The organism is Kitasatospora sp. NRRL B-11411, assembly GCF_000721345.1.
Taxonomy (GTDB): Bacteria; Actinomycetota; Actinomycetes; order Streptomycetales; family Streptomycetaceae; genus Kitasatospora; species Kitasatospora cineracea.
The window spans coordinates 1-18930 of the sequence record NZ_JOGH01000075.1 but is presented as its reverse complement, the minus strand read 5'-3'; the positions used below and the strand labels follow the sequence as shown (position 1 = coordinate 18930).

The following is an 18930-nucleotide window of genomic DNA, read 5'->3' as shown; positions in this document are numbered from 1 at the left end:
CCGCGCTGCGAACGCGGGCCTACTCGGAGACCATCACAGGATCATTCGGGAAGGTACGCCCTCCGCGTCCCTCCCGAAACCGACCCACAGGTCTTGAGCATTGCTCCCGTGATTCACGGTCTACGGCTGGAGTACTAGGTTGTCGGGGGAATGAGACGGAGGGCAATGCGGTGCACCTTGGCATCGAGCGACTGGCTCAGGTGATGTCGCCGGAGAACGGCGTCGACGAGCGGGTGGACTGGGCGGCTGCCAGGGTGCGTTGGGGTACCGGCTTCCCCGAGGACTACCAGGCCTTCATGGCAGTGTTCGGCAGCGGTTCGATCGGTCACGAGATGGACATCTTTCCCCCCGTGCCGGTGGGCACCACCATGGTCGGGTCGATGGCGGACGGGACGGCAGAGGCTCGCCACACCTGGGAGAGGGAGGGTGGTCGAGCCGTCCTTGACGTCGACCCGGAGAGCATCCTGTCGTGGGGGGGGCGTCCGGTCCCGACCTGCTGTGCTGGCTGACCACTGCCGACGATCCCGACGACTGGCCGGTGCTGGTCATCGGCCGTCACACCCGACCGATGTTCACGGTCCACCCATTGGGCATGGCCGAGTTCCTTCTCCGAGTGCTGAAGGACGACCCGACCGTACGGGAGCGGTGGCCGCTCAGTATCGGGCGTCCGCTCCTGGTGAACCCGGCGGCACGCTTCGCGCACTGGCAGGTGCAGGAGAGCCGGCAGAAGGCCCGCCTCGATCCGGCCACGGGAGAGCCGTGCAGGTACCCGACGGCTTCTGATTCGCCAGGCAGCCGTCGATGAGCTGAGGTCGATACTGGATCTTTCGTAGGCCGCGTCTGACCGTCCGCAGCAGGTGGTCGGGGTCGGCGAAGGCGACGTCGGACAGGAAGCCGCGCCGCAGGAGCGACCAGATCCCTTCGACCGGGTTGAGGTCTGGCGCGTACGGGGGCAACTGGTGGACGGTGAGCCGGTCCTGGGCAGCGATGAGCTCCTTCATGTTGGCGGCCAGGTGGGTGTTCAGGTTGTCCCGGGCCAGGACGATCGGGCCGTCGAGCTGGTTGTGCGCGGCGACGATCAGGTCGCGGTAGTCGGTCCGGGTGAAGCTTTTGCGGCCTCTGGCCCGGCCTTGGCTGTCGTTCGGTCTGGGCCGGTGGATCAGCCGAGCGTTCACCGGTCTTGTAGCAGGTCAAGGCGGTGATCGAGACCCGTCGGCGGGAGCGGCCGCGCACCCGGACGACGGGTGTACGTCCGCGGCGTCCCCAGGTGCGGGCCCGCGCCGGTGTCATCGAGACGCCGGCCTCGTCCTCGAACACCAGCCAGGCCCCGAGTGCCGCCACTAGGCTTTTACCTGCGGCTACACCTGCTTCTCCCACACCTCGACCGCCCGGCCGTCGCGCTCCACCGCCCGGCGAACCGGCTGCCGGCACGACCAGCCGCCTCGCCGCATCAGCTTCCACCAGCCCTGGACCGGGTAGGAGACGTGGGACCGCCGGCCGATCACAGTCTTGATCCGCGCCAGCGTCCACCGCTGGTCCTCCCAGCCGTGAGCGAGTGGCCCCTTCTCCAACTCCCGCTCCAGTAGCGCGAACTGACGCTTGCCGAGCCGGGGTAGCGGCTGCGGCCCTTTCAACTCCAATGCCACCGAGCCACCTTCCCGCCAGGCCCGGCGCCGCCGTTCGACCGACCGCACCGTGACTCTCAAGTCACGAGCGATCATTCCGTTGCCGTCGCCGCGCTCGAACCGCTCGGCGGCATCAAGGCGCACCCGCTCCCGGCACTGCTGCTCCTGGGGAGTGAGACCGCCCCCCCCCGCGCGTATCGCACGGACGGGACATACCCACGGATCGACAGCTCTCAGCACCCACGACAAGGCGAGCTTAACCTGAGTAGTGCACGGCGATTCGGGGGCAGTGTTGACGGCTCGCGGGGCTTCTTGAGGCGGGTTTGCGGCTGCATATTTCGACCATGAGGTTAAGGATTGTAAATTCCGGTAATCGGTGTGGCGCGGTGACACTTGCTGTGGCAGTTCGCCGGGGTTCCACCGTGCGGTGCCGCGGGTACTGTCGCCGAGCCGGGTGATCCGGTCCTCGCGGGCCCGCCAGTATTGAGCTGGCTGGCCCGTAGCTCGGAGGCCTTGGCATCGACCGGATGCGAGGGTAGTTCCGCTCTCTGGATCGAGTCCGTCAGTTCGTGGCGCGCCGGACCGCGGCGGCGAACTTTTCCTGGCCAGCCAGGTATTCGCTGTAGCGATCTTCGACAATCTCCAAATTATCCCACCTGAAGCCGTTTTCCGGGAAAGCCAAACCCCCGACCCGCATGAAGCGGTAAATTGTCTCGAAATAGGCACTCCGGACGGCTTCGGGGGCAAATAGGTCGAACTCTGCATCTAGCGACTGAAGTCCTTGCGCGACAGAGTGCATCTCCCTGAGGGCCGCATCCATCGACTTGGATAACGGCGCGTCATTCGAAGCTCGAAAATGGCCGGACAGGCATAGGTCCTCACTGGCTCGCGCTCCTCTCTCGAAGAGGCGGTATGCGATTCTGTAGAGTTCGCGCATATCGGTCGGCGGTGGTGGGCCAGGCGTGCCGATGTGGACGCCGCCGTTGACGGTCCCGGCCTGGAAGGCTGACCCGAAGGTTCCGCCGTTGATCCCATTGCTGGTCGACTCCACAGCCCCACCCCAACCGCTAGCTGCTGCTCAACTCCCTCAGTTTACGGCGTGGTTCAGCCGTTGTTGAGCAGGTCGGTCCAGGTGTGACGCGGGTGGGTGATGCCGCGTGGCTTCTCGTTGAGGGTGGCCGGGCAGCGGACGACGGCGACGGAGTCGGTGCTGCGGTCGGCTGCGAGGGGCCGTCGCAGCCGCAGAGCACTTCGGCGGAATGCTGCCGGTCGTGTTTGTGGCCGAGGAGCATCCGGGCTCGGTGAACGATCGGGTGCAGGGACCGGGCAAGGCTCCGGGTCTTGTTGTCGTCGGGCCTGGCGCCGTCCGCGTCCCGGGCGGCGACAACTGAGCGATGGGGGCCTGCCGCCGAGATGACTGCGTGGGGGATGCGGGCCCAGGGGGCTTCGGTCTTGATCGTCGGCCGGTCGGCGCCCCGTGGGTGCGGGCGGGTATAGAAAGGGGCCATGGCATCGGACCGGCGCACCCTTCTCGCGGACGCAGCCCTCGACGTGCTCGCCGACGAGGGCGTCCGCGGGCTGACCCACCGGGCGGTGGACCGCCGGGCCGCTCTGCCGCCCGGTACCACCTCCGCCTATTTCCGGACCCGGGCCGCGCTGCTCACCGGCCTGGTCACCCGCCTCGTCCAGCGCGACCAGGCCGAACTCCAGTCCCTGGCCGAGCAGTTCGGGCCCCCGCAGAGTGCCGCCGATCTGGTGGACGGCCTGCTGCTGCTCACCCGGCACCGCCTCGCGGGCGAGGGCCGCCGCCGTTCACTGGCCCGCTACGCCTGCGCCGTCGAGAGCGCCCGGGACCTGGAACTGCGCGAGATCCTGGTCCCGCGCGAGAACGCCGGTCGCGCGGCGGTCCGCCACTTCCTCGCCGCGCACGGCGCCGCCGACCCGGAGAGCCGCACCCACACCCTGCTGACCTGCGTCGACGGCCTGGTCTTCGACCGTCTGGTGAGCGGCGGCGACGTCCCGCGCGAGGCGATCGAGGGCCTGGTCGCCGCCGCCCTGCGCCCCGGCGACGGTCCGGCCCTCGGGGCCAGGGGCTAGGCTGCCGGGAATGGGGAGTGCGAACAGGGCGGGAGAACCGGTCGAACTGGTGGTGTTCGACTGTGACGGCGTGCTGGTGGACAGCGAGCGGATCGCGGTCCGGGTGCAGGTCGAGGTCGGCGCGCAACTCGGCTGGCCGCTCGGCCCGGACGAGGTGGTGCAGCGGTTCATCGGCCGCAGCCACGCCGCGATCTGGCAGCAGGTCGGCGAACGGCTCGGAGCCGCGGCCGCCGCCGAGTGGGAACGCCGCTTCGAACACCGCCACCGCGAGCTGGTGGACGCCGAACTGACGCCCGTCGACGGCATCGCCGCCGCCCTGGACGCCCTCGACGCGCGCGGCCTGCCCTACTGCGTCGCCTCCAGCGGCAGCCACGACAAGATGCGGCACACCCTGGGCCGCACCGGCCTGTACGAGCGGTTCGCCGGACGGATCTTCAGCGCCACCGAGGTCGCCCGCGGCAAGCCCTTCCCCGACGTCTTCCTGCACGCCGCCGCCCGGACGGGGTACGCCCCCGGGGTCTGCGCCGTCGTCGAGGACAGCCCCGCCGGACTGCGGGCCGCCCGCGCCGCGGGCATGCGCCGCTTCGGCTACACCGCCGGACCCACCGGCAGCGCCCTCATCGGCGGGGAGTTCGGGGACGGGACGGACCCCGACACCGTGCTGTTCGCCGACATGCGGGACCTGCCCGCTCTGCTGGACCGGGCCGCCGCCACCGCCGCCGCCACCGTCACCTGACCGCGCCCCGTCCGACCGCTGACCACCAGGAAGGACCCACCGCCCATGGCCCAGCCCGTCGTCCTGCCCGCCGGCTACACCGCCCGTCCGCTCGACCCGGCCCGCGACCTGCCCGACGTCCTCGACCTGCTGACCGGCTGCGAACGGGCCCTGCACGGCGAGCGGGCCACCGAGGCCGACAGCGGGGAGATCGCCGCGGTGCTCGCCCGCCCCGGCTTCGACCCCGCCGCCGACACCTTGCTGGTGCACGGCCCGGACGGGCGGCTCGCCGCCTGGGCGTGGAGCGACCGGCGCTGCGAGTGCCGGGTCCACCCCGCGCACCGCGGCCGCCGGATCGGCACCGCCCTGCTCGGCTGGATGGAGACCCGCGCCGCCGAACAGGGCGTCGACAAGCTGGTCCAGGTGGTCGCCGACCTCGACGCGGCCGGCCTGGCCATGCTGCGCACCTACGGGTACCGGCCCAAGGGCGCCAGCTGGTTGCTGGAGATCCCGCTCGACGCGCTGCCCGACCTCCCGCCCGCCCCCGCCGGCATCCGGGTCCGCCCGTTCCGCCCCGGCGACCCGGACGACGCGCACGCCGCCCACCGGGTCGTCGAGGACGCCTTCGCCGACTGGAAGGCCCGCCGGATGTCCTTCGAGGAGTGGGTCCAACACGCCGTCGGCCGCGAGACGTTCACCCCCGAACGCTCCCCGCTCGCCGTCACCGGGGCCGACGGCCGGGTGGTCGGCGTCGCGCTCTCCCTCGACCAGCCCGGCAGCCCGGACGGCTACGTGGAGAGCCTCGCCGTCGACCGCGACCACCGCCACCGCGGCATCGCCCGCCACCTGCTGCACCACGCCTTCCTCGCCTGCCGGGAGGCCGGGCTGAGCCACTGCACCCTGTGGACGCACTCCGGCACCGGCGCGCTCGACCTGTACCTCAAGGTCGGCATGACGGTCCGTTACACCTCGGTGGTGCTGGAGAAGACCCTCCCCGCCTGACGGCCCGTCACGGCCGCGCTCACGGCCGCGGTCACTGCGCCGGGGAAGGGGAAGGGGCGTCGAGCAGCGCGAGCAGGCGCACCGCCTGCCGGGCCGGGGTGCCCGGCGGGTTGCGGGCGGTGGTGGCCGGGTCGCCGGACAGGAAGACCAGCCAGAGCAGGGCGAACAGCCGGCGGCACTCCAGCAGGCGGCGCTGCTCGGCGGGGGAGAGCGGGAACCGGGACAGGAAGGCCCCGGCGTCCAGGTCGGTGTCCACCCAGGCCGAGACGTGCTCGACCATCTCGGCCAGCTCGTACGGCCGGTCGGAGCGCCCGGAGTCCTCGAAGTCGACCAGCCGGACGTCGGCGCCGTCCCACAGGAAGTTCGCCAGGTTGCCGTCGGCTTGCCCCAGTACGGGCGCCGCCGCGGCGCCGCCCGCCGCCAGCGCGTCCTGCGCGCCGTCCAGCCAGCGCAGGCCCGCCGCCAGCGCCCGCCCCGTCCCCGGTGCCCGCACCGCCCCGGCCCGGGCGCGGATCGCGTCGGCGGACTCCCGGACGTCCCAGCGCCGTCCGGGCAGCCGGGCCGCTTCCCCGGCCGGGACGGCGCCGTGCAGCCGCCGCACCGCCCTGGCCAGCGCGTCCAGGTGGCGGTCCGTCAGCACGGCGCCGCGCAGCACGGTGCCCGGCAGGCGCGACATGGTGACGGCGCCGCCCGCCCGGCCCAGCGGCCGAGGTGCCAGGCCCGGGGCGTAGCGGTCGAGCAGGGTCAGCGCCCGCCACTCCCGCTCCGGCTCGCCGTGCGCGTCGGCGCGGAAGCGCTTGTGCACCGCGTCGGGGTGCAGGTCGACACCGTGGGTGGTCCACTGCGCGGTCATGGCGGGGGCGTCAACTCCTGGTCGGGGAACGGGGGTCTACCGCTCGAGGGCCGCGAGCAGGTCGGGGCCGGACCAGGCGGGCGGGGCGGGGGCCTCCTCGGCCGCGCGGACCAGTTCGAGCAGGCGGCGGTTGGCCGGGGCGGGCAGCCGGTGCCGCTCGGCCAGCGCGACGACCTCGCCCTGCAACTCGTCGACCTCGGTGGGGCGGCCGCGCTGCAGGTCCTCCCACATCGAGGAGCGGGCCCGGGAGTCCACCCGCAGGCTGGCCGCCGCGACCCGGCGGAACACCGGGTCCGGCAGGCCCAGCACGGACGGCATCCACTCCGGCGGCAGGGGCGTCAACCGGGCCGGGGACAGCCCCGCCGCCGCGAACACCGCCAGCGCCTCGCGCTGGCAGCGCGCCAGCACCAGCCGGTACGGGCGGCTGCCGAGCTGCTCGCGCAGCGGCAGGCCGGAGAGCGCGTTGACGGCGTTGTTCAGGTTCATCAGCAGCTTCGCGGCCTGCACCCGCGGCATGTCCGCGCGCAGCCCCACCGGCAGCCCGGCCGCGGCCGCCGAGTCCGCGAACCGCCGCGCCGCGCCCGCCCGTTCGAGCAGCAGCGCGCCCGCCGTGCCCTGGTGGAAGGAGGCCGGGCCGGTGCGCACCACGTTGTACGGCACCATCCCGGCCAGCACCGTCCGGCCGGGCAGCGCCTCGCGCAGCACCCAGGCGTTGTGCAGGCCGTTCTGGAAGCTGATCACGGTGGACCGCCCGTCCAGGTGCGGGTCGAGCAGCCGGGCCGCGTCCGCGGTGTCCGCCGACTTGACGGTCACCAGCACGTAGTCGGCGCCCGCCGCGGCGGAGGCGTCCACGGCGGTGCGCGGCCGGGCGTGCAGCCGGCGGTCGCCCGGGCCGGTCACGGTCAGCCCGGCCCGGTCCAGCTCGGCCATCGCGGACGGCCGCCCGATCAGCGTCACGTCGTCGCGGGCGGCCAGCGCCCCGCCCAGCCGGCAGCCGATGCTGCCCGCCCCGAACACGGCGATCCGCAACGGCAGTGTCGTACGGTTCTCGGACACCGGCGGCTCCTTCGACAACGGCGTCAATGGCAAGGCCCAGAGGTTACCGCCCGCGACCTGAGCCCCGACCGGGGGACGGCCCCGGCTGTACCGGAGGACCCCGGCCGCACCGGAGCCCCCGGCTGTACCGGAGGACCCCGGCCGCACCGGAGCCCCCGGCTGTACCGGAGGACCCCGGCCGCACCCGGGCCCGCCGCCGACGGGGCCTCAGACCCCGGAGCCTCAGACCCCGGGGCCGGAGGCGGCGGTGGGTGCCGGCAGGCGGGTGGCGAGCAGGGCGGCCACGTCGTCGTCGGCCGGCCCGCCCGCGTAGCGGCGCAGGTCGCGGCGGAGGTTGTCGAGCAGCGCGGTGTCCGGGGTGGCGGTCCAGCCCGCCAGGCGCTCGGTCAGCGGGTAGAACTCGCCGCGCCGGTCCCGGGTCTCGCTGACGCCGTCGGTGTACAGCAGCACCCGGTCGCCCGGCCCGAACGGGACGGTGCGCGCCCGGTAGTCGCTGGCCACCAGCGCCGACAGGTTCAGCGGCGGCAGCGGCACCTCCGGCTCCACCGGCTGCACCCCGCCGTCCGCGCGCAGCAGCACCGGCGGCGGGTGGCCGCAGTTCAGCAGGTACGCCTCCGGCCGGCCCTCCGGGAGCTCCAGCAGCACGGCGGTGGCGAAACGCTCCGCCGCGTCCGGCGAGGAGGCCCGCTCCGCGTACCGCTGCAGGCCGGTCTCCAGCCGGCCGGCCAGCGCGGGCAGGTCCTTCGCGTCGTACGCGGCCTCCCGGAACGAGCCGAGCAGCGCCGCCGCCATCTCCACCGCGGGCAGGCCCTTGCCCTGCACGTCGCCCAGGATGATCCGCACCCCGAACGGCGTGCGCACCGCCTCGTACAGGTCGCCGCCGATCTGCGCCTGCTCGGCCGCCGCGTTGTAGTACAGCGCCAGGCCGACGTCGTTCAGCCGGTCCGGCAGCGGGCGCAGCACCACCTGCTGGGCGGTCCGCGCCACCGAGCGCACCAGCGCCAGGTCGCGTTCGCGGCGCACCCGCATCCCGGAGGTGTACGAGGCGGCCAGCGAGACCGTCACCGTCGCCGCGATCACCGAGGCCGCCGACGCGCCGACCTCGCCGTCCCGGATCAGCGCCAGCACCACCTCGGTGCCCACGGCGAGCAGGCCGATCAGCAGCGTCCCCAGCGAGCCCCAGGTCGCCGCCGCGAGGGCGGGCGCCGCCACCACGAACCGGTCGTAGCGCTGCCCGGCCGGGGTCTCGGCGTCTGCCCCCGCGGACAGCGCGATCAGCAGGAAGGGCGACAGCCGGACGACCGTGCCGAGCATCGGACGGACCCGGGAGGAGTCGGATTTGTCGGTGATCGTGGGCATGACCCGGTGAAGGCTACCCGCGCCGTCCGCCCGGGTGTGGGAGGCGCGGGCGGGTCCGTGATCATCCCCGGGCGCCCGTTCAATGGTCGCCGCCGCCATGCCCGCGGACCCGCCCGTGGTGCACCGACCCATGGGCCCCCGCCGGGCCCGCGCCGATGATTCACCGCGAACGGTGCTCGGCCACCCCCCACCCGGCACGCGAGCACCCGCAGAGAGCGGAGCCCCCACATGGCACTGGCAGGACTGGCAGGACTGGCACGCGCAGGACGACCCGCCCGGAGCGGACCGGCCCGCACCGGACGGGAGCCCCGGCGGCGACGCTCCGGCCCCGGCCGCTGGGCGGGCGCGGCGCTGGCCGGCGCGCTGATCGTCGGCGGGCTGCTGACCGGGGCGCCGCAGGCGTCCGCGGCCGGGCTCGGACAGGTCACCGGGTTCGGCACCAACCCCGGCAACCTGGCGATGTACAGCTACGTCCCGACCGCGCTGCCCGCCGGCAAGCCGCTGGTGGTGGCGCTGCACGGCTGCACCCAGACCGCCACCGACTACTACAACAACTCCGGCTGGGCCCAACTCGCCGACCGCTGGGGCTTCGCCGTGGTCTTCCCGCAGACCGGCTCCGCCAACAACGTGCTGTCCTGCTTCTCCTGGTTCGACAGCAGCAAGGACACCCGCGGCAAGGGCGAGGCCCTGTCGGTCAAGCAGATGGTCGACAAGGCCGTCGCGCTCTACGGCAGCGACCCGTCCCGGGTGTACGTGACCGGCCTGTCCGCGGGCGCCGGCATGGCCGCCGACCTGCTCGCCGACTATCCGGACGTGTTCGCGGGCGGCTCGATCGCCTCCGGCCTGCCCGCCCAGTGCGCCACCACCCAGTCCGCGGCCTCCGGCTGCCAGAACTCCAGCCAGAACCTGACCCCCGCCCAGTGGGGCGACAAGGTGCGCGCCTCCTACCCCGGCTACACCGGCCCCTGGCCGCGGGTGGCGATCTGGCACGGCAGCTCCGACAGCACCGTCGCCCCGGTCAACGCCACCGAACTGCGCGACCAGTGGACCAACGTGTGGGGCATCGGGCAGAACGCCTCCGCCACCCGGGCGCTGCCCGGCAACACCACGCTCAGCGTCTACAACGACGGCACGGGCCGCCCCGCCGTGCAGCTGTACAGCATCTCGGGGATGGGCCACGGCCTGCCGGTCAGCCCCGGCAGCGGCACCACCAACTGCGGGCAGAGCGGGGCGTACTTCCTGAACACCATCTGCTCCTCGTACTACACCGGCCTGTTCTGGGGCCTGGACGGCGCCACCGCCACCGCGTCGCCGTCACCCTCCGCGTCCCCGTCCTCCTCTCCCTCCTCCTCGCCGTCCCCGTCCCCGTCGCCGTCGCCGTCCGCTTCCTCCTCGCCCTCGCCCTCTCCCTCGTCCTCCGCGCCGCTGGGGTGCTGGACGGACAACAACTACAACCAGGTCGCCGCGGGCCGGGCGCACCAGAGCGGCGGGTACGCGTACGCGAACGGGTCGAACCAGAACATGGGGCTGTGGAACCTGTTCGTCACGCACACGCTGAAGGAGACCTCCGCCGGGTACTTCGTGGTCGCCGATTCCGGGTGCGGCGCCTGAGAAGCGTCTGACCTGGCACGATGAGGCCCCGCCGATCCGTCGGCGGGGCCTGCAGTGTGTCAGAGGCGCAACAAGACAGCTGACAGATTGAATGATTGCCCTACGTCACCGGGGCGACAAGACTCGTGCCTCTCGAACCGAGACCGCATCCGAGCCGACACCCGATTGCCAAGGTGAAAATGACCGCCATCCCCGTGGCCCCGCCGGAGAACCGGTGGGCGACGCCCAAGCGCGTGAGCCTCGTCCCGTTGGTCGCGCTGATCTTCTTCAGCGTCTCCGGCGGCGCCTACGGCATCGAGCCGCTGTTCTCGACCTCCGGCCCCGGCATGGGCATCCTGCTGATCCTGGTCGCCCCGCTGATCTACAGCGTGCCGCACGCCCTGGTCTGCGCCGAACTCGGCACCGCCATCCCGGTCGAGGGCGGCTACTACCACTGGGTCAAGCGCGGTCTCGGCCGGTTCTGGGCCTTCCAGCAGGGCCTGCTGCAGTGGGTGTGCAGCTTCGTCGACATGGCGCTGTACCCGGTCATGTTCACCTCGTACCTGTCGAGCCTGATCGGCGCCGTCGCCCCCGGCAAGCACGTGCTGTTCGAACTCGCGGGCATCCAGGTCGACCTGAACTGGGTGATCTGCGTCGGCGTCATCGTGCTGTTCACGCTGCTGAACCTGATGGGCGCGGGCTGGGTCGGCGACTCCTCGGTGGCGTTCGCGCTGATCTGCCTGACCCCGATGCTGATCCTCACCGTGATCGGCTTCTACCAGCTGATCACCGAGGGCACCAACCCGATCTCCTCGATGACCGCCGAACAGGGCCAGTCCACCTGGAACGCCTTCGGCTCCGGCCTGTTCATCGTGATGTGGAACTACTCCGGCTGGGACTCGGTCTCCACCGTGGCCGGCGAGATGGAGAACCCGAAGAAGCACCTGCCCAAGGCGCTGCTCTGGTCGGTGCTGCTGATTATCGCCGGCTACCTGCTGCCCTCGCTGGCCTCCCTCGCCGTCGGCCCGGGCGGCGAGAACGGCTGGAAGAGCTGGGAGGACGGCGCGCTCCCCGACATCGCCGGCGAACTGGCGGGCCCCTGGCTGCAGTACGTCGTCACCATCGGCGGCCTGTTCGCCTCGGTGGCGATGTTCTCCGCGCTGCTCGCCTCCTACTCGCGGCTGCCCTCCTCGCTCTCGCACGACGGCTACCTGCCCAAGTGGGTCTCCAAGGAGAGCAAGCGCTACAAGATGCCGGTCGCCTCGATCGTCGGCTCCTCGGTCGTCTACGCGCTGTTCTGCTTCTCCAGCTTCCAGAGCCTGGTGATCTACGACGTCTTCCTCACCAACATCGGCATCCTGCTGGAGGTCGCCGCGCTGATCGCGCTGCGGATCCGCGAACCCGAGCTGGAGCGCCCCTACAAGATCCCCGGCGGCTGGTGGAGCATCGGCCTGATCACCGTCAGCCTGACCGGCGTCAGCGTCTGGGCCGCGATCGAGCAGTACAGCGAGGAGGGCACCAAGGCCGTCGTCTACTGCCTGATCGTGGTCGGCGCCTCGCTGCTGCTCTACCCGGCGCTGGCCGCCCGCAAGGCCGCCCGGGACGCCGCCGCCGCCGACCGGCACGCCGCGAACGGCGCGGACAGCGGGGACAGCGGGGACAGCGGGGACACCGGGGGCAGCGGGGACAGCGCGGACACCGGGGCGTACGACCTGTCAGGGTGGCGGCCGGACTCGGCGCACAGTGACAAGGCCGTCAGCGGCACCGGAACGGATAGCGTCGAGGCATGATCAACAGCTTCGCCCTGCACGTCCCGGACGCCGAACTGGAGCCCGAGCCGCTCGACCCCGGGCAGGTCGTCTCCGGCGCGCCCGAGGTCACCGGCAAGGTGGTCTGGGAGTCCGCCGACGGCCGCCGGGTCCACGGGATCTGGCAGATCACCCCCGGCGTCGTCACCGACACCGAGGCGGACGAGATGTTCGTCGTGCTCAGCGGCCGGGCCACCGTCGCCTTCGATGACGGCCCCGTCCTGGAACTCGGCCCCGGCGACCTCGCGGTGCTCCGCGAGGGCGACCGCACCACCTGGACCGTCCACGAGACGCTCCGCAAGGTCTACACGGTCGACCTCGGCCCGGACGCGGCCGAGGACCGGTAGCCCCCGCACCACCCCACGGCCCGGCCGCCCCCACGGCCGGGCCGCACCCTCCCTAGGCAAGGAACCGAGAGCATGGACCCCGTACACGCACTGCGGGACGCCAAACCCACCCCGTTCTGGCTGGAGGACCCGGGCCGCCCGGACGCCAACTCCGCCCTCACCGGCGACGTCCGCTGCGACCTGCTGGTCGTCGGCGGCGGCTACAGCGGCCTGTGGACCGCGCTCATCGCCAAGGAACGGGACCCCGGGCGCGACGTGGTCCTGATCGAGGCCGAACAGACCGGCTGGGCCGCCTCCGGCCGCAACGGCGGCTTCTGCGCCGCCAGCCTCACCCACGGCCTCGGCAACGGCCTGGAGCGCTGGCCCGACGAGCTGGCCGCGCTCGAACAACTCGGCGCCCGCAACCTGCAGTCCATCGAGGACGCGGTGGCGACGTACGCGATCGACTGCGACTGGGAGCGCACCGGCGAACTCGACGTCGCCACCGAACCGCACCAGGTCGAGGAACTCGCCGAACTGTACGAACTCGCCAAGGAGTACGGCGACTACGAGCTGCTGGACACCGACGCCGTCCGCGCCCAGGTCGACTCCCCGACTTACCTCGGCGCGCTCTGGGACAAGGACGGCGTGGCGATGCTCCACCCCGCCAAGCTCGCCTGGGGCCTCAAGCGGGCCTGCGAGCGGCTCGGCGTGCGGATCTTCGAGCACACCAAGGCCCTCGACATCGCCGAGTCCGGCCCCGGCATGGCCGTGCGCACCCCCTACGGCCGGGTCCTCGCCCGGCAGGTCGCCCTCGGCACCAACGTCTTCCCGTCGCTGGTCAAGCGGATCCGCCCGTACACCGTGCCGGTCTACGACTACGCGCTGATGACCGAACCGCTCAGCGCCGAACAGCTCGCCGCGATCGGCTGGCAGGGCCGGCAGGGCATCGGCGACAGCGCCAACCAGTTCCACTACTACCGGCTGTCCGCTGACAACCGGATCCTGTGGGGCGGCTACGACGCGATCTACCACTACGGGGCCAAGGTCCGCAGCGAGTACGACCAGCGGCCGCAGACCTACCAGACCCTCGCCCGGCACTTCTTCCAGACCTTCCCGCAGCTGGAGGGCCTGCGCTTCACCCACGCCTGGGGCGGCGCCATCGACACCTGCACCCGGTTCTCCGCCTTCTTCGACACCGCCCACCACGGCAAGGTCGCCCTCGCCGCCGGCTACACCGGCCTCGGCGTCGGCGCCACCCGCTTCGGCGCCGAGGTGATGCTCGACCTGCTGGCCGGAAAGCCCACCGAGCGCACCGCCCTGGAGATGGTCCGCCGCAAGCCGCTGCCGTTCCCGCCCGAACCCGTCCGCTGGGCCGGCATCGGCATCACCAAGTGGTCCCTGGACCGCGCCGACCGCAACGCCGGCCGCCGCAACCTCTGGCTCAAGACCATGGACAAGCTCGGCCTCGGCTTCGACAGCTGACGCCCCGGCCCGGCTTCGACAACTGACGCCCCGGCTCCGCACGACGGCCGCCCACGCCTGCGCGCGGGCGGCCGTCCGGCGTCGCGGGGGCCGGGCAGCTCACTGCTGCGCCGCGTGGCGCAGCAGCACCTCCGGGAAGGCGGCCGGGGCGAAGACCGCGGCGGCGACCCGGTACTCGGCCGGGAGGGCGGACCAGAGGCGCTCCAGCACGTCGGACGCGTCCCGGTACGCGGTGGCGACCTCCAGGTAGGGGGCGCCGGTGGCCGGGGCGGCCGGAGCGCCCTGATAGGTCGTCAGCAGCACGCCCTCGCCCGGGGAGAGCGCGCCCAGCCGCAGGAACAGCCGGTCGGTGCCGGGGCGGTCGGCGGCGCTGCGCCGGGCCGCGCCCAGCCAGGTCGGGCCGTCCGGGCGGACGTCCGCGACCACCGTCAGCCGCGGGGTGAAGATCGGCGGATCCGGCTCGTAGTCCAGGCCGTCCAGCGCCTCCACGGGGGACAGCCCCGCGTCCAGCCGGTCCGCGACCGTCGCCACCTGCTCGCCGTTGCCGTACACCACCAGCCCGCCGCCGCGCCGCACCGCCGGGTAGTGCCGCAGGTCGTCGTGCTCGCGGACGTCGGTCGGGACGACGGTCAGCGCGCCGTCCGGAGTGGACCGCAGCGCGCGGGCCCGGGAGGCCGGGCTGCGGCCGGTCAGGAAGTAGGCGGCCAGCGAGGCGCCGTCGGCGGTGCGGCAGCGCAGCACGCCCCGGCCCGGGTACGGGTGGGCGGCCAGGGCTTCGGTGAGGTCGATCGGCACGGGGCGGATTCCCTTCGGGCGGACGGTCGGTGATGATCATCCCAGGGCGGTGGGCGGTGGGCGCGGGGTGGTGCTGCTGACAGTGGCTGGTCCGTTCCGCGTCGACCCGCCGGGCCCTGGTCCGTCGTCCTCCCGCGCCGGCGGTCCTGACGGTGGGTCACCCCCGGCCCTCCCGGCTCGGCCGCCGGTGCGTCAGTCGGGCAGCCGCTCGCCCGCGGCGAGGGCCGCCGCGCGGGCGGCCCGTTCGACCCGGGCGCGGTGGGAGGACCACCAGTCGGCGTCGCCCTCCGGGAGGACCGCGCCGGTCGGGCGCAGGCCGGTCGCGCCGTCGACGAGTTCGCGCACCAGGTCGGCGTGGCCCGCGTGCCGGTGGGTCTCGGCGACCACGTGCAGCAGGATCCGGCCCAGCGTCAGCTCGTTGTGCGGGGGCCACGGGACCCGGCCGGCCGCGGTCAGCGGCAGTGCGTCGACGGTGGCGTCCGCGTGCGCCCAGACCCGGCGGTACTCGGCGAGCAGGAACTCCCGGCCCTCCTCCGGCCGCGCCCACAGGTCGGCGTTCGGCTCGGCGGCGCCCGCCACCCACAGCCCCGGGCCGCCCTCGAACGGCCGGCCGAAGGCGGTGCCGAAGTACGCGGCCTCCGCGCCCGTCAGGTGCTTGACCAGCCCCAGCAGGTTCGTCCCGGTGGGCGTCAGCGGGCGGCGGGCGTCGTACTCCGAGAGGCCCTCCAGTTTCCACACCAGCGCGTCCCGGGCGTCCTGCAGGTAGAGCTTCAAGTCCCGCTTGGTCGCGGCGAGTCGGTCGTCGCGGTTGTCCCGGTCGTCCCGGTCGCCCTGGCCGTCGCGGTCGTCGGTCCGGGTGGTGGTCGTCATGGCCGGAGTCTGGGCGCCGCCGTCCTCCGGCGGCAAACCGTTTTCGCCGCCCGCCGCCGGTTCGGTACCGTCCCGGCATGGCCATCGACCGTCACCTCGTGGACGCCGCGATCGAACTCACCCGCAGCCGCTTCCCCGGCCAGGACTGGGCGGGCGCCGCGGCCCTCCGGCTGGACGACGGCACCGTCCTCACCAGCACCGCGCCCGCGGTCCCCAACAGCGGCGTGCAGCTGTGCCACGAGACCGGCGCGATCTGCGAGGCGTACAAGCTCGGCCGCCGGGTCGTCGCCTCGGTCTGCGTCACCGCCGCCGACGGCGACCGCGGCTTCTGGGTGCTCGCCCCCTGCGGCGTCTGCCAGGAACGCCTGTTCGCCCACGGCCCCGACGTCGAGGTCGGCGTCCCCCTCCCCGAGGACCCGCGCCGCTGGCACACCCTGCGGCTGCGCGACGTCCAACCGCACTGGTTCGCCCGGGTGTTCCCCGACGAGGTGTGGCCGTACGGAACGGAGTGACCGGCGGTCGGGCGGTCGGGTGCCGGGCGGTCAGGTGGTCGGGCGGTCAGGTGGTGACGGCGAAGACCAGCAGGCCCTCCGGCTGCTCCTCGACCACCTCGACCCGCTCCACCACCGCGCGGGACGGGCCGTGCCCCATCCAGGCGACCATCCGCTCCACCGGGGCCGGGTCGCCCTCGAAGACCGCCTCCACCCGGCCGTCCGGCAGGTTGCGCACCCAGCCCGTCACCTCCGCCTCCGCCGCCGCCCGGCGGCAGGAGTCGCGGAAGAAGACGCCCTGCACCGTGCCCGAGACCAGCACCCGCCGCCGGATCACCCGCCACCCACCTCTCGTCGCCACTGCCAGCAGGTATACCGCAGGCACGGGGGCGGGAGAGCGGAGGGCACGCCGCCCGGCGCCGCCCGGGCGGAGGTCGGCTGCCGTCCAGGCGGAGGTCGCACGGAGGTCGGTCGGGAGGTCGGGCGGAGGTCGGTCGGGAGGTCGGACGGAGGTCGGGCGGGCCGGGTGACGGCCGGTCAGGTGGCGGCCAGGGCGGCGGAGGTGGCGGGGACGGTGGGCGGGGTGTCGATGCGGCGGCCGAAGGGGCGCCAGGCGAAGACGGTCAGGGCGGCCATCACGGCGGCCGAGAACCAGAACGGGCCGGTGAGGCCGAACGCCCGGGCGAGCGGGCCGCCGGCCAGCGCGCCGAGGGCGGAACCGCCGACGGCCAGCGCCATGAAGACGCTGTTCACCCGGCCGCGCAGCTCGTCCGGGACGGCGCGCTGCACCAGCGTCCGGTCGACGCTCACCCAGATCGCGCCGTGCACGCCGAACATGCCCAGGACCGCGCCCGCCACCCACGGCGAACCCGCCAGCGCCAGGCCGACATGGGTGAGCGTCTCCAGGACCAGGCCCACCCGCAGCAGCAGCGAGGCCGAGAACCGGGCCTGCAGCCGGGGGGCGACCAGCGCCCCGGCCAGGCCGCCGACCGCCGAAGCCGACAGCAGCACGCCGTAGCCGAACTCCGACAGGCCCAGGTGCTCGCGGGCGTACAGCACCATCACCGAGAAGCCCGCGAGCAGCGTCACGTTCATCAGGCACAGCGCCAGCGTCAGCGTGCGCAGCGCGGGCTGGGCCCACAGCCAGCGGACGCTGGACGCGAACTGGCGGCCCACCGGCTCCCGTTCCGCCGGGGAGGGCGACGGCGCTCCGGCGCGGGCGCGGGGCCGCAGGCGCAGCGTCGAGACCAGGGCGGCGGCCCCGGTGAAACTCAGCGCGTCGACCGTCAGCGGCAGGCCCGCCGCGACCCCGAACAGGGCCGCGCCGAGCGGCGGCCCGCAGAGCCGGTTGAGCACCGACTCGGTGCCGAACATCCGGGAGTTGGCCCGCGGCAGGTCCGCCGAGTCGACCACGGCGGGCAGCAGCGCCGAGGACGCGTTGTCACCGAGCGCCGCGCAACTGCCCAGCAGCAGCCCCACCGCGTAGACCAGCGGCAGTGACACCGCGTTCGCGTACACCGCCACGGCCAGCACCGCCGTCAGCCCGGCCCGCGCCGCGTCCGCCGCCACCGCCAGCCGCCGCCGGTCCACCCGGTCCACCAGCACCCCGCTGACCGGGGCCAGCAGCAGCCACGGCAACTGCTGGACGAACACCGCCAGGCCGACCAGCACCGGATCCCTGGTCAACGACGTCACCAGCAGCGGAGCCGCCGCCGCCACGATCCCGTCGCCCAGCGCGGACACCGCCGCCGCCGACCACAGCGAGCCGAAGCCGCGCCCCAGCCCGCGGCCACCACCCTTGCGACCCACGGCCTTTCACCCCTTGTCGTCCGATTTCCGGCCAAACCGCGAGGCTAACCGGCGATCCGGACGGCCCGCACGTGGTTTTCCGCCGGGGGAGGCAGACAGGTTTCCGCGGTGAGGACCGGTGAGGACCGGCGAGGGCCGGCGAGGTTGTCATCCCGGTGTAACGCGGGTGCAGCAGGGGCGACAAGAGGCGTTCCTAGGCTGGGGGAACAGAACAGGTGTACCCGGCAAGGGAGTTCCCACGGACAGGCGAGCGGTGCGACCGGACTGGCTGACCCACCCGCTGCGCTGGCAGCGCGGCCCGGTGCCCTGGGCGGCGACGGCCCGCGGAGCGGCCGGGATGGCGGTGCCGCTGGGACTCGCACTGGCCGCCGGACGGCCCGCCGAAGGAGTGCTGGCCGGGCTCGGGGCGATGTTCGCGGGCGTCAACGACCGCCCCGCCGGGCGACGCACCGGCGCCGTGCAGCAGGCCGTCCCGGCCCTCGCCGGCGCCCTCGGGCTGCTGATCGGCACCGTCGGCGGCTGGTGGGCGGTACCGCTGCTCGGCGCCGTCGGGGCACTCTCCGGGGCGATCAGCGTCACCGGACCGGTCGCCTCCGCGGCCGCCGTCCAACTGACCGTCCTCACCGTCCTCGGCTGCGGCATGCCCGCCCCGCTGCCCGGCTGGGCCCGGGCCGGCTGCTACCTGGCCGGCGCCGCCTGGCTCCTGCTGCTCCGCCAACTCACCACCCACCCCCAGCCTTTGCACGCCGAACGGCAGGCCGTCGCCGCCGTCTTCGACGCCCTCGCCGACGCCCTGGACGCGGCCGGCACCGACCGCGCCGAAAGTGCCCGCCGGCACCTCACCGCCGCCCTCGACCGGGCCGGCGAACAACTCCGCACCGACCACGCCCACCCCCTGCGCACCCGGCTCGCCGCCGCCTCCGCCCTCTGCGAGGCCGGCGTCGCCCTGCTGCACGCCGCCCGCCCACTGCCCACCCGCCTCGCCACCGGCCCGCGCCGCCTGGCCACCGCCGTCCGCACCGAGAGCCTCCCCGGCCCGCTCCCCGTCC

At 73.7% G+C, this 18930-nt stretch carries 19 protein-coding genes and 1 pseudogene; 10 read left to right on the top strand and 10 right to left on the bottom strand.

The genetic code is table 11. The annotated features are described in order from the left end of the window. Positions 1-170 precede the first annotated feature (170 nt). On the top strand, positions 171-509 hold the full coding sequence (locus IH44_RS47400) for a hypothetical protein (RefSeq protein WP_051817364.1): 339 nt from the start codon (positions 171-173) through the stop codon (positions 507-509). 276 nt (positions 510-785) lie between these two features. Here the strand turns inward: IH44_RS47400 and IH44_RS44600 are convergent. The 3 genes and pseudogenes from IH44_RS44600 to IH44_RS46700 all read right to left on the bottom strand — a co-directional run. Beyond that, positions 786-1290: pseudogene (locus tag IH44_RS44600) on the bottom strand (transposase); the annotation flags it as partial. Positions 1291-1358: 68 nt separating this feature from the next. Continuing rightward, a complete protein-coding gene (locus IH44_RS49795; RefSeq protein ID WP_369795000.1) occupies positions 1359-1646 on the bottom strand; it encodes a winged helix-turn-helix domain-containing protein in 288 nt (95 codons plus the stop codon). Positions 1647-2187: 541 nt separating this feature from the next. Continuing rightward, entirely contained in the window at positions 2188-2676 is a 489-nt protein-coding gene (locus tag IH44_RS46700) for a hypothetical protein (RefSeq protein ID WP_157852476.1), read from the bottom strand. A 455-nt stretch (positions 2677-3131) separates the two neighbouring features. Between IH44_RS46700 and IH44_RS0126885 the strand changes: the two genes are divergently transcribed. Genes IH44_RS0126885 through IH44_RS0126875 form a run of 3 tightly spaced genes read left to right on the top strand, consistent with a single transcriptional unit; the run spans position 3132 to position 5439 of the window. Next, positions 3132-3722, top strand: coding sequence for a TetR/AcrR family transcriptional regulator (locus IH44_RS0126885; protein ID WP_030462319.1), 591 nt, complete (start codon positions 3132-3134; stop codon positions 3720-3722). 10 nt (positions 3723-3732) lie between these two features. Continuing rightward, entirely contained in the window at positions 3733-4458 is a 726-nt protein-coding gene (locus IH44_RS0126880; RefSeq protein ID WP_030462318.1) for an HAD family phosphatase, read from the top strand. A 45-nt stretch (positions 4459-4503) separates the two neighbouring features. Next, positions 4504-5439, top strand: coding sequence for a GNAT family N-acetyltransferase (locus IH44_RS0126875; RefSeq protein ID WP_030462317.1), 936 nt, complete (start codon positions 4504-4506; stop codon positions 5437-5439). 31 nt (positions 5440-5470) lie between these two features. On the opposite strand, the gene IH44_RS0126870 is transcribed toward IH44_RS0126875, so the two are convergent. The 3 genes from IH44_RS0126870 to IH44_RS0126860 form a co-directional block, all read right to left on the bottom strand. Then, complete coding sequence (locus tag IH44_RS0126870; protein WP_030462316.1) at positions 5471-6292, bottom strand: phosphotransferase; 822 nt, start codon at positions 6290-6292, stop codon at positions 5471-5473. 36 nt (positions 6293-6328) lie between these two features. Beyond that, entirely contained in the window at positions 6329-7348 is a 1020-nt protein-coding gene (locus IH44_RS0126865) for a 2-dehydropantoate 2-reductase (RefSeq protein WP_232795102.1), read from the bottom strand. Between the two features lie 222 nt (positions 7349-7570). Further along, positions 7571-8707, bottom strand: coding sequence for a PP2C family protein-serine/threonine phosphatase (locus IH44_RS0126860; protein ID WP_035956507.1), 1137 nt, complete (start codon positions 8705-8707; stop codon positions 7571-7573). A gap of 228 nt (positions 8708-8935) precedes the next feature. Here IH44_RS0126860 and IH44_RS0126855 point away from each other — a divergent pair, with 228 nt between their 5' ends. From IH44_RS0126855 to IH44_RS0126840, 4 genes are all read left to right on the top strand, one after another. Beyond that, positions 8936-10318 (top strand): PHB depolymerase family esterase, encoded by a 1383-nt coding sequence (locus tag IH44_RS0126855; RefSeq protein WP_081967143.1) that lies wholly within the window; start codon positions 8936-8938, stop codon positions 10316-10318. Positions 10319-10497: 179 nt separating this feature from the next. After that, entirely contained in the window at positions 10498-12087 is a 1590-nt protein-coding gene (locus tag IH44_RS0126850) for an APC family permease (RefSeq protein ID WP_051817362.1), read from the top strand. Continuing rightward, positions 12084-12452, top strand: coding sequence for a cupin domain-containing protein (locus IH44_RS0126845; protein WP_030462311.1), 369 nt, complete (start codon positions 12084-12086; stop codon positions 12450-12452). Before IH44_RS0126850 ends, IH44_RS0126845 begins: the two co-directional genes overlap by 4 nt. A 72-nt stretch (positions 12453-12524) precedes the next feature. Further along, the gene (locus IH44_RS0126840) at positions 12525-13916 is read left to right on the top strand and encodes an FAD-binding oxidoreductase (protein WP_030462310.1); all 1392 of its coding nucleotides are present in this window, start codon (positions 12525-12527) and stop codon (positions 13914-13916) included. Positions 13917-14015: 99 nt separating this feature from the next. Here IH44_RS0126840 and IH44_RS41475 read toward each other — a convergent pair whose 3' ends face one another. Further along, on the bottom strand, positions 14016-14711 hold the full coding sequence (locus tag IH44_RS41475) for an IMP cyclohydrolase (RefSeq protein WP_035956505.1): 696 nt from the start codon (positions 14709-14711) through the stop codon (positions 14016-14018). A gap of 192 nt (positions 14712-14903) precedes the next feature. After that, positions 14904-15581, bottom strand: a complete 678-nt coding sequence (locus IH44_RS0126830) for a DinB family protein (RefSeq protein WP_081967142.1) — start codon at positions 15579-15581, stop codon at positions 14904-14906. 77 nt (positions 15582-15658) lie between these two features. Between IH44_RS0126830 and IH44_RS0126825 the strand changes: the two genes are divergently transcribed. After that, positions 15659-16093 carry a cytidine deaminase gene (locus IH44_RS0126825; RefSeq protein ID WP_030462307.1) on the top strand — a complete coding sequence of 145 codons (435 nt, stop codon included), beginning with the start codon at positions 15659-15661 and terminating at the stop codon, positions 16091-16093. Positions 16094-16139: 46 nt separating this feature from the next. Here IH44_RS0126825 and IH44_RS0126820 read toward each other — a convergent pair whose 3' ends face one another. Both IH44_RS0126820 and IH44_RS0126815 read right to left on the bottom strand, forming a co-directional pair. Further along, on the bottom strand, positions 16140-16409 hold the full coding sequence (locus tag IH44_RS0126820; RefSeq protein ID WP_030462306.1) for an acylphosphatase: 270 nt from the start codon (positions 16407-16409) through the stop codon (positions 16140-16142). A gap of 200 nt (positions 16410-16609) precedes the next feature. After that, the gene (locus IH44_RS0126815) at positions 16610-17881 is read right to left on the bottom strand and encodes an MFS transporter (protein WP_051817361.1); all 1272 of its coding nucleotides are present in this window, start codon (positions 17879-17881) and stop codon (positions 16610-16612) included. Positions 17882-18134: 253 nt separating this feature from the next. Here IH44_RS0126815 and IH44_RS0126810 point away from each other — a divergent pair. Beyond that, positions 18135-18930 (top strand): FUSC family membrane protein (locus IH44_RS0126810; protein ID WP_030462304.1); only part of this gene is annotated, 796 nt, incomplete at its 3' end.

Coding starts and splice junctions, on each gene's coding strand:
- IH44_RS0126885 (WP_030462319.1), top strand. CDS start 3,132: ATGGCATCGGACCGGCGCACCCTTCTCGCGGACGCAGCCCTCGACGTG.
- IH44_RS0126880 (WP_030462318.1), top strand. CDS start 3,733: ATGGGGAGTGCGAACAGGGCGGGAGAACCGGTCGAACTGGTGGTGTTC.
- IH44_RS0126875 (WP_030462317.1), top strand. CDS start 4,504: ATGGCCCAGCCCGTCGTCCTGCCCGCCGGCTACACCGCCCGTCCGCTC.
- IH44_RS0126870 (WP_030462316.1), bottom strand. CDS start 6,292: ATGACCGCGCAGTGGACCACCCACGGTGTCGACCTGCACCCCGACGCG.
- IH44_RS0126860 (WP_035956507.1), bottom strand. CDS start 8,707: ATGCCCACGATCACCGACAAATCCGACTCCTCCCGGGTCCGTCCGATG.
- IH44_RS0126855 (WP_081967143.1), top strand. CDS start 8,936: ATGGCACTGGCAGGACTGGCAGGACTGGCACGCGCAGGACGACCCGCC.
- IH44_RS0126850 (WP_051817362.1), top strand. CDS start 10,498: ATGACCGCCATCCCCGTGGCCCCGCCGGAGAACCGGTGGGCGACGCCC.
- IH44_RS0126845 (WP_030462311.1), top strand. CDS start 12,084: ATGATCAACAGCTTCGCCCTGCACGTCCCGGACGCCGAACTGGAGCCC.
- IH44_RS0126840 (WP_030462310.1), top strand. CDS start 12,525: ATGGACCCCGTACACGCACTGCGGGACGCCAAACCCACCCCGTTCTGG.
- IH44_RS0126830 (WP_081967142.1), bottom strand. CDS start 15,581: ATGACGACCACCACCCGGACCGACGACCGCGACGGCCAGGGCGACCGG.
- IH44_RS0126825 (WP_030462307.1), top strand. CDS start 15,659: ATGGCCATCGACCGTCACCTCGTGGACGCCGCGATCGAACTCACCCGC.